This is a genomic window from Streptomyces chilikensis (assembly GCF_001642695.1).
Classification (GTDB): domain Bacteria; phylum Actinomycetota; class Actinomycetes; order Streptomycetales; family Streptomycetaceae; genus Streptomyces; species Streptomyces chilikensis.
In genome coordinates this window covers 614,818-624,666 of the sequence record NZ_LWCC02000005.1, presented here as the reverse complement: position 1 = coordinate 624,666, position 9,849 = coordinate 614,818, and the positions used below count along the sequence as shown (strand labels likewise).

The 9,849-nt window shown below is 75.2% G+C and carries 2 protein-coding genes and 1 pseudogene; all 3 read right to left on the bottom strand.

The features are described from left to right. On the bottom strand, positions 1-5,935 hold a 5,935-nt coding region (locus A2U95_RS02880), incomplete at its 3' end, for a type I polyketide synthase (protein ID WP_420857014.1). Between the two features lie 117 nt (positions 5,936-6,052). Further along, positions 6,053-9,214: pseudogene (locus tag A2U95_RS02875) on the bottom strand (type I polyketide synthase); the annotation flags it as partial. A gap of 3 nt (positions 9,215-9,217) precedes the next feature. Next, a partial coding sequence (locus tag A2U95_RS02870) for a hypothetical protein (protein WP_166020658.1) occupies positions 9,218-9,849 on the bottom strand: 632 nt, incomplete at its 5' end.

Genomic DNA, 9,849 nt, shown 5'->3' with positions numbered 1-9,849 from the left:
CCTTGGCCGCGTCCTCCAGCGACAGGATCCCGGCGACGGCCGCGGCGGCGATCTCGCCCTGGGAGTGACCGATCACGGCCGCGGGCTGGACGCCGTAGGAGCGCCAGAGTTCGGCGAGGGAGACCATGACGGCCCACAGCACCGGCTGGACGACGTCCACCCGCTCCAGGCCCTCACCGCTGCGGACGACATCGAGCAGCGACCAGTCGATGTGCGGAGCCAGCGCCGCCGCACACTCCGCCATCCGCGCCGCGAACACCGGCGAGGACTCGAGCAGCTCGACCGCCATGCCCGCCCACTGCGCGCCCTGCCCCGGGAACACGAACACCGTCTTGGCGGCACGGCCGGCGGTGGAGGCGGTGGTGACCGCGGTGGACGGCGCTCCCTCCACGAGGGAGGTCAGGGCCGTCTCGAAGGCGTCGCGTTCCGCGGCGACCACGGCCGCCCGGTGGCTGAAGGCCGTCCGCGTCAGCGCCAGCGAGTAGCCGATGTCCGCGACCGGCACGTCCGGGTTCTCCCACACGTGGGCCAGCAGCCGCTCCGCCTGGGCCTTGAGCGCCTGCTCCGACTTGGCGGACAGCACCCACGGCACCGTCACCGCACCCGCCGGGACGGGAACCGTCTCCGGATCGGCGGTGGACTCCTCGGCCGGCGCCTGTTCGATGATCACGTGCGCGTTCGTCCCGCTGACGCCGAACGAGGAGACGCCCGCCCGGCGGGGGCGGTCCTGCGCGGCCGGCCACTCCTGGGCCTCCGTCAGCAGCTCGACCGCGCCGGCGGACCAGTCGACCTTGCCGGACGGCCGGTCCACGTGCAGCGTCGGCGGCAGCACGCCGTGGCGCATCGCCATGACCATCTTGATGACGCCGGCGACGCCCGCCGCGGCCTGGGTGTGGCCGACGTTCGACTTGATGGAGCCCAGCCACAGCGGACGGCCGTCCGCCGGGCGCTCCTGGCCGTACGTCGTCAGCAGCGCCTGGGCCTCGATCGGGTCGCCCAGGGTGGTCCCCGTGCCGTGCGCCTCGACCGCGTCCACGTCGGCGGGGGTCAGACCCGCGTCGGCGAGGGCGGCGCGGATGACGCGCTGCTGCGAGGGGCCGTTCGGGGCGGTCAGACCGTTGGACGCGCCGTCCTGGTTGACCGCCGAGCCGCGCAGCACCGCCAGCACGTGGTGACCGTTGCGGCGGGCGTCGGAGAGCCGTTCGACGACGAGGACGCCCACGCCCTCGCCCCAGCCGGTGCCGTCCGCGGCGTCGGCGAACGCCTTCACCCGGCCGTCGGCCGCCATGCCGCGCTGGCGGGAGAACTCGGTGAACGACATCGGCGTCGACATGACGGTGACGCCGCCCGCGAGCGCCAGGTCGCACTCGCCCCGGCGCAGGGCCTGGGCGGCGAGGTGCAGCGCGACCAGCGACGACGAGCAGCCGGTGTCGACGGTCGCGGCGGGGCCCTCGAGGCCGAGGGTGTAGGAGACGCGGCCGGACAGGACACTGGCCGCGTTGCTGGTGAGGGTGGAGTCGGCGCCCTCGGCCGAGGCCATCAGCAGCGGGGCGTAGTCCTGGCCGTTGGTGCCGGCGTAGACGCCCGTGCGGCTGCCGTGGAGGGTCGTCGGGTCGATGCCCGCGTGCTCGAAGGCCTCCCAGGAGGTCTCCAGCAGGAGCCGCTGCTGCGGGTCCATGGCGAGCGCCTCGCGCGGCGAGATGCCGAAGAACGCCGGGTCGAAGTGGCCCGCGCACGCGACGAATCCGCCCTCGGCGACGTAGGAGGCTCCGGGGCGGCCCTCCGGGTCGTAGACGGCGTCGAGGTCCCAGCCGCGGTTGCCGGGGAAGGCCCCCATCGCGTCGGCGCCCTCGGCGACCAGGCGCCACAGGTCGTCGGGGGAGCTCACGTCCCCGGGGTAGCGGCAGGCCATGCCGACGATGGCGATCGGCTCGTCGTCGGAGAACCCGGTGGCGCGGTCCACGACGGTGGTGGCCGTCCGGGTGCCGAGGAGTTCCTCGCCCAGGAAGGCGGCGAGCCGGGTCGCGTCGGGGTGGTCGAAGACCAGGGTGGTCGGCAGTTTGAGGCCGGTGGCCTCCGAGAGGCGGTTGCGCAGTTCGACGGCGGTGAGGGAGTCGAAGCCGAGTTCCCGGAAGGCCCGGGCGGGCGGGACGGCGTCCGCGTCCTGGTGGCCGAGGACCGCGGCGGCCTCGCCCCGCACCAGGTCGAGGAGGACCTCCCTCCGGCGGTCGGCGGTGAGCCCGTCGAGCCGGCCGCGCAGGGCGGAGGAGCCGGCCTGCGCGTCGGGCGCGGTGTCCTCCTCGCGGGCGAGGGCGCGCCGGACCTCCGGGATGTCGCCGATCAGCGGGCGCGGCCGGGACATGGAGTAGACGGGGGCGAAGCGCTCCCAGTCCATGTCGGCCACGCTCACGCAGGTCTCGTCGTGCTCGACGGCCTGCTGCAGGGCCTCGAGGGCCGGCTCGACGGGCATGGCGGCGAGGCCGCGGCGGGCCAGCTGCTCGCCCGCGTCGCCGCCGGACATGCCGCCGCCGTCCCAGGCGCCCCAGGCGACGGACGTCGCGGTCAGGCCGCGGGAGCGCCGGTTCAGGGCGAGGCCGTCGAGGTAGGCGTTGGAGGCCGCGTAGGCCGCGTGGCCGCCGCTGCCCCAGACCCCCGAGTTGGAGGAGAACAGGACGAAGGCGTCGAGCGGGTCGTCGTCGAACAGCGCGTCGAGGTGGGCGGCGCCCAGCGTCTTGGCGGCCAGGACCTCGCGCAGCTGCTCCGCGTCGAGGGTCAGGATGTCGCCGGCCCGGTCGACGCCCGCCGCGTGCAGCACCGCCGTGATCGTCTCGCCGGCCTCCCGCAGGCCGCCGACGAGCGCCTCCAGCGCGTCCCGGTCGGCGACGTCGCACGCGGCGACGGTGACCCGGACGCCCAGGGCGGTGAGCTCGTCGCGCAGTTCCGGGGCACCGGGCGCGTCGGGTCCGCGGCGGCTGGTGAGCACCAGGTGCTCGGCACCGGTCTCGGCGAGCCGGCGCGCGACCCGCGAGGCGATCGCACCGGTTCCGCCGGTGACGAGCACGGTTCCCCGCGGGGTCCAGTTCCGGGAGCCCGGACGGCCGCCGAGCGGGGAACGGGTCAGGCGGCACACGTAGGCGCCGGAGTCGCGGACCGCCCACTGGTCCTCGTCGCCCGCCGCGGCGAGGATGCCGCAGAGGCGGGACGCGCCGCGGTCGTCGAGTCCGGCGGGCAGGTCGACCAGTCCGCCCCAGCCCTGCGGAAGCTCCAGGGCGGCGACGCGGCCCAGGCCCCAGACGGCGCTCTGCGCCGGATCGACCGCGCGGTCCGAAACGCCAACCCGGACGGCGGCGCGGGTGACGGCCCACAGCGGCGCGGTCGCCCCCAGACCGGCGAGCGCGCGCAGCAGTTCCACCGTCACCGCGGGACCGGCGGGCACCTCGGGGTGCGCGGAGGGGTGGGCGGCGGTGCCCAGCGCGAGGAGGGAGAGCACGCCGTCGACGTCCTCGACGCCCTCCAGGGCGGCGAGCTCGGCCAGGGTGCGCCGGTCCGCCTCGGCCCCGTGGCGGAGGAGCCCCGCGGTGAGGGTGTCGGCCGTGGCGGACGTCTCGGCGTCCAGGTGGTCCGGCACGACGACCAGCCACCGGCCGGTCAGGCGCGCGTCGAGGGCGGCCGTCCCCGGCTTCCAGCCGAGGCTGTACCGCCAGGAGTCGATGGTGGCGTTGGTGCGCCGCCTTCGCCGCCACGAGGAGAGGGCGGGCAGCGCCGCGTCCAGCAGTTCGGCGTCGGCGGGATCGAAGGCGTCGGCGAGGGCCGCCAGGTTGCCCTGCTCCACGGCCTCCCAGAAGCGGGCGTCCTCGGGGTCGGGGGTGTCCGCCAGTTCGGCGACGGGGGACTCCGGCCAGTAGCGCTGCCGCTGGAAGGGGTAGGTGGGCAGGTCGGTGCGGCGGGCGCCGGTGCCGGCGAAGACGGTCTCCCAGTCGACCGTGACCCCGTGGCAGTGCGCCTCGGCGAGGGAGGTCAGGAAGCGGTCCAGGCCGCCCTCGTCACGGCGGAGGGTGCCCAGGACGGCGGCGTCGGTGCCGGTGTCCTCGACGGTGCCCTGGAGGCCGAGGGAGAGGACGGGGTGGGGGCTGACCTCCAGCAGCGACCAGTCGATGTGCGGAGCCAGCGCCGCAGCACACTCCGCCATCCGCGCCGCGAACACCGGCGAGGACTCGAGCAGCTCGACGGCCATGCCCGCCCACTGCGCGCCCTGGCCCGGGAACACGAACACCGGTCGCGTCCCGCGTCCCGCCACGCCCGACACCACGCCGGGTACGGGCGCGCCCGACACGATCGACGCCAGGGCCGCCTCGAAGTCCTCCCGCCCGGCGGCCACCACCGCCGCACGGTGCTCGAAGCGGGACCGGGTCACGGCCAGGGAGTAGCCGGTGTCGGCCACCGGGACGCCCGGGTTCTCCCGGACGTGGGCCAGCAGCCTCTCTGCCTGGGCCTTGAGCGCCTGCTCCGACTTGGCGGACAGCACCCACGGCACCACGGCGGGCCCGTTCCCGGCGGACGCCGGCACGGCCTCCGGGGCCGGGTCGTCGAACGGGGCCTGCTCGATGACGACGTGCGCGTTGGTGCCGCTCACGCCGAAGGAGGAGACGCCGGCCCGGCGCGGGGCGCCGGTCTCCGGCCACGGGGTGAGCTCGGACGGCAGGGCCAGTTCGCCCGCCGACCAGTCGACGTGCTCGGAGGGCCGGTCGATGTGCAGGGTGGGCGGTATCGCCCCCTGCTGGAGGGCCATCACCGTCTTGACGAGGCCCGCGGCGCCGGCGGCGGCCTGGGTGTGGCCGATGTTGGACTTGACCGAGCCCAGCCAGAGCGGGCGGCCCTCGGGGCGGCTCCTGCCGAACACCGCGTGCAGCGCCTGGGCCTCGATCGGGTCGCCCAGCTTGGTGCCGGTGCCGTGCGCCTCGACCATGTCGATCTGCGCGGTGGACAGGCCCGCGTCCTCGAGGGCGGCGCGGATGACCCTCTGCTGCGCCGGGCCGTTGGGCGCGGTCAGGCCGTTGGACGCGCCGTCCTGGTTCATCGCCGACCCGCGGATCACGGCCAGCACCCGGCGGCCGGCCTTGCGGGCGTCGGAGAGGCGCTCGACGAGGAACATGCCGACGCCCTCGCCCCAGCCGGTGCCGTCGGCGTCGGCGGAGAACGCCTTGCAGCGGCCGCTGGTGGAGAGCCCGCGCTGGCGGCTGAACTCGGTGAACGCCCCGGCGTTGGCCATGACGGTGACGCCGCCCACGATGGCCATGGAGCACTCGTCCTTGCGCAGCGACTGGCAGGCCAGGTGGAGTGCGACCAGGGAGGAGGAGCAGGCGGTGTCGACGGTGACCGCCGGGCCGTTGAGGCCGAAGCTGTAGGCGACCCGGCCGGAGGCGACGCTGATGGTGGTGCCGATGCCGAGGTAGAGCTCGGTGCCCTCCGGCGGGTTCTCGATCGAGGCGCCGTAGCCCTGGAAGCTGGTGCCGAGGAAGACGCCGGTCCGGGAGCCGCGCAGCGATGCCATGTCGATGCCGGCCCGCTCGACGACCTCCCAGGCGGTCTCCAGGACGATGCGCTGCTGCGGGTCCATGGCGATGGCCTCGCGCGGCGAGATCCCGAAGAAGTCGGCGTCGAAGCGGGGCACGTCGTACACGAACCCGCCCTCGAGGGAGTACGACTTGTCGGGCTCGTCGTCGTCCTTGAAGAACAGGCCCTCGAAGTCCCACCCGCGGTCCTCGGGGAACGCGGACAGGGCGTCCGTGCCGGACGACACGATGCGCCACAGGTCCTCGGGGCTGCGCACGTCGCCGGGGAAGCGGCAGCTCATGGCCGTGATGGCGATGGGCTCGTGCGCCTTGGCCTCGGTCTCCTGCAGCTTGTCGCGGGTTTCCTTGAGGTCGGCCGTCACCCGCTTGAGGAAGTAACGAAGCTTCTGTTCGTCGGTCTTCGATGCGTCAGTCATGGTGGAGTCGCTCCTCGAAGCGGATGTGTGCCGTAGGGGTCCGGGAAGGGCGGGTGCGGCCGGTCATGCGATGCCGAACTCACGGCCGAGGAACTCGAAGATCTCGTCGTCGCTGGCCCCGTCGATGTCGGTGTCGTCGGAGGCGGCACCGTCCTTGGCCTGGGACGTGTCCCACTGGGCGGCGAGTCCCTTGAGCTTTTCGGTGATCAGGGAGCGGTGGCCGGTGTCGCCGATGCCGGCGAGGACGGCGGCGAGCCGGTCGAGTTCGGCGAGGACCGGTGCGGCCGCGTCCGCGACGGTGTCGGGGACCACCTCGTTCCTCAGGTGGGCGGCGAGTTCCACTGGAGTCGGGTAGTCGAAGACGAGCGTGGCGGGCAGCCGGAGCCCGGTCACGCCGTTCAGCCGGTTGCGCAGGTCGATCGCGATCAGCGAGTCGAAGCCGAGCTTCTTGAACGCGTCGTGGGGGGCGATGGCGTCGGGCGTGGCGTGGCCGAGGACGGCGGCGGCGTGGGTGCGCACCAGGTCGAGGACGACGGTGTCGCGCTCCTCCTCGGACAGGCCGGCCAGCCGCTGGGCGAGCGGGACGGCGGGGGCCGCGCCCACCTCGGCGGCGCGCCGGGCGCGGTCGCGGACGAGGCCGCGCAGCAGTTCCGGCAGTCCGCCGGCGGCGGCCCGGGCCCGCAGACCGGGGAGGTCCAGGCGCAGCGGCAGCAGCAGGGCGTCGGTGCGGGCGAGGGCCCGGTCGAACAGGGCGAGGCCCTGGGCGGTGGTGAGGCCGACGACTCCGGCGCCGCTCATGCGGCGGACGTCGGCCTCGTCGAGGTGCCCGGTCATGCTGCTGGCCTCGGCCCAGAAGCCCCAGGCCAGGGCGGTCGCGGGCAGTCCCCGGGCGCGGCGGTGCTGTGCCAGGGCGTCCAGGAAGGCGTTGCCCGCGGCGTAGTTGCCCTGTCCGGAGCTGCCGAGGGTGCCGGCGGCGGACGAGTACAGCACGAACGCGGCTAGGTCGTGGCCCGCGGTGAGGTCGTGCAGGTTCCAGGCGGCGTCGGTCTTGGGCCGCAGCACCGCGGAGAGCCGCTCGGGGGTGAGGGAGGTGATGACGCCGTCGTCGAGGACGCCCGCGGTGTGCACGACCGCGGTCAGGGGGTGCGCGGCGTCGATCCCGTCGAGGACCTTCGCCAGGGCGTCGCGGTCGGCGGCGTCGCAGGCGACCACGTCGGCGTGGGCGCCGGCGGCCTCGAGGTCGGCGACCAGGCCGGCCGCGCCGGGGGCGTCCGGGCCCTGACGGCTCAGCAGGAGGAGGCGGCGGACGCCGTGCTCGGCGGCGAGGTGGCGGGCCAGGTGGCCGCCGAGGACGCCGGTGCCGCCGGTGATCAGCACGGTTCCGTCGGGGTCGACGGCCGGGGCCGTGTCGTCGGGCGCCGCCGGGGTCCGGGCCAGGCGCGGGACGAGGACGGCGCCGTCGCGCAGCGCGAACTGCTGCTCCGTGCCGCCGCTCGTCAGGGCGCCGGCCAGGGCGGTCCAGGACGCCTCGGTGCCGTCGGTGTCGACGAGGACGAAGCGGTCGGGGTGTTCGGGCTGCGCGGACCGGACGAGGCCCCGGGCCGGTGCGGCGGCCAGGTCGGAGACCTCCTCGCCCGGCCGGCAGGCGACGGCGCCGACGGTGGTGACCACCAGGTCGCTGTCGGCGAGGCGGTCGTCGGCGAGCCACCGCTGGAGCAGGTCGAGGGTGGCCGCGGCCGTGGCGTGCGCGGCTGCGGCGGGTGTCGTGCCGGCGGCGCCGCGGACCTCGGCGACGACGGTTCCGGGGACGGCGGCGCCCGCGTCGAGGGCGGCCAGCAGTTCGGTGAGGTCCGCGTAGGCGGCCGGGCGCGCGCCCGCCACGGTGTAGGGGGCCTCCGGGGCGCCGAGGTGGGCCCAGTCCGCGCCGGCGGCCGGCGCCGAGGGCGCGGTGGCGGGTGCCGGGTTCCACTCCAGGACGTACAGGGAGTCGTCCCCGGCGGGCCGGGTCGCGGCCTTGAGCTGCTCGGGTTCGACGGGCCGCATCGCGAGCTCGCCGATGGTGATGACGGGGGCGCCGGTGGTGTCGGCGATCTGGAAGCCGATGCCGTTGGGGCCGACGGGCAGGAGCCGGGCCCGCAGCGCGGAGGCCCCGGTGGCGTGCAGCGTCACGTTCCGCCAGGCGAACGGCAGGCGGGGCTTGCCCGCGTCCTCGCCGCGGCCCGTTCCGGGCTTGAAGTCGCCCAGGCCCATGGACTGCAGGGCGGCGTCGAGGAGCCCCGGGTGCAGGCCGTGGTCCGCCGCCTCGGCGCGGCCGTCCTGCGGGAGGGAGAGGTCGGCGTAGATGTCCTCGCCGAGCTGCCAGGCCCGGGTGATGCCCTGGAACAAGGGGCCGTAGTCGAAGCCGGTCAGGGCGGCCTGGTCGTAGAACCCGGCCACGGGGAGCTCGACCGCGCCGGCGGGCGGCCAGGCGGTGAAGTCGTACGACGGCAGGGCGTCGCGGGCGTCCGCGGGGGCGAGGACGCCGGTGGCGTGCCGGAGCCAGGAGCGGTCCGCGTCCTGGTCGGCGCCGGCCGGACGGGAGTGCACGGTGAGGGTGCGGCGGCCCGTCCCGTCGGCCGCGCCCACCGTCACCTGCATCTGGCGGGCCTCGTCGTCGGCGAGGGTGAGCGGGGCCTCGATGGTGAGTTCCTCGACGGTGTCGCAACCGCTCAGGTGGGCGGCGTGGTTGGCCATCTCCACGAAGGCGGTGCCGGGGACGATGACCGTCCCCATCACGACGTGCTCGGCCATCCACGGGTGGCTCCGGGTGGAGAACCGGCCGGTGAGGACGTGGCTGTCGTTCTCCGCCAGGTGGACGGCGGCGGTGAGCATCGGGTGCTCGGTGCCGTCGAGGCCCGCCGAGCCGAGGTCGCCCGCCCCGTCGCCGGGCATGGGCAGCCAGTAGTGCTGCCGCTGGAAGGCGTAGGTGGGCAGGTCGGTGCGGCGGGCGCCGGTGCCGGCGAAGACGGTGTTCCAGTCGACCGTGACGCCGTGGCAGTGGGCCTCGGCGAGGGAGGTCAGGAAGCGCTCCGGGCCGCCCTCGTCGCGGCGCAGGGTGCCGAGGACGGCGGCGTCGGCGCCGGCGTCCTCGACGGTGCCCTGCAGGCCCACCGCCAGGACGGGGTGGGGGCTGACCTCGATGAGGACGGTGTGGCCGTCGGTGAGGGCGGCGCGGGTGGCGTTCTCGAACTAGGAGGCCCACTCGACCGTGAACTCGTCCAGCGTCTCCGGCACCACCAGCAGCCACCGCCCCTTGAGGGCAGCGGAATCAGCGGCAACGACGGGCTTCCACGTGACGTGATAGCGCCAGCCGTCGACGGTCCACCGCTGCCGCTGCCGGTCACGCCAGGACGACAGCACGGGCAGAGCGTCCTTCAGCGGAACGTCACCGCTGAGATCCAGCGCGGACAGGTCCTCGCGCTGCACCGCCTCCCAGAACACTTCGTCCATCGCCGACGAAGCGAGCGTCGAGCGAAGCGCCGGCTTCTCCTCCAGCCAGAAGTGCTGGCGCTGGAAGGCATAGGTGGGCAGGTCGACGCGTCGGGCGCCGGTGCCGGCGAAGTACGCCTCCCAGTCCACGGCGGTGCCGTGTGTGTGGAGCTCGGCCAGCGCGGCCACCACCGCATCGGTCTCGGACCGGTTCTTCCGCAGGGCCGGCACGAACGCGGCGTCGCCGGTCGTCTCCTGTCCCATCGCGGACAGAACGCCACCGGGGCCGAGCTCGAGGTAGGTGGTGACGCCCTGCGCGTCGAGGTGGCGGATGCCGTCGGCGAAGCGGACGGCCTGGCGGACGTGGTTCACCCAGTAGTCCGCGGTCAGCA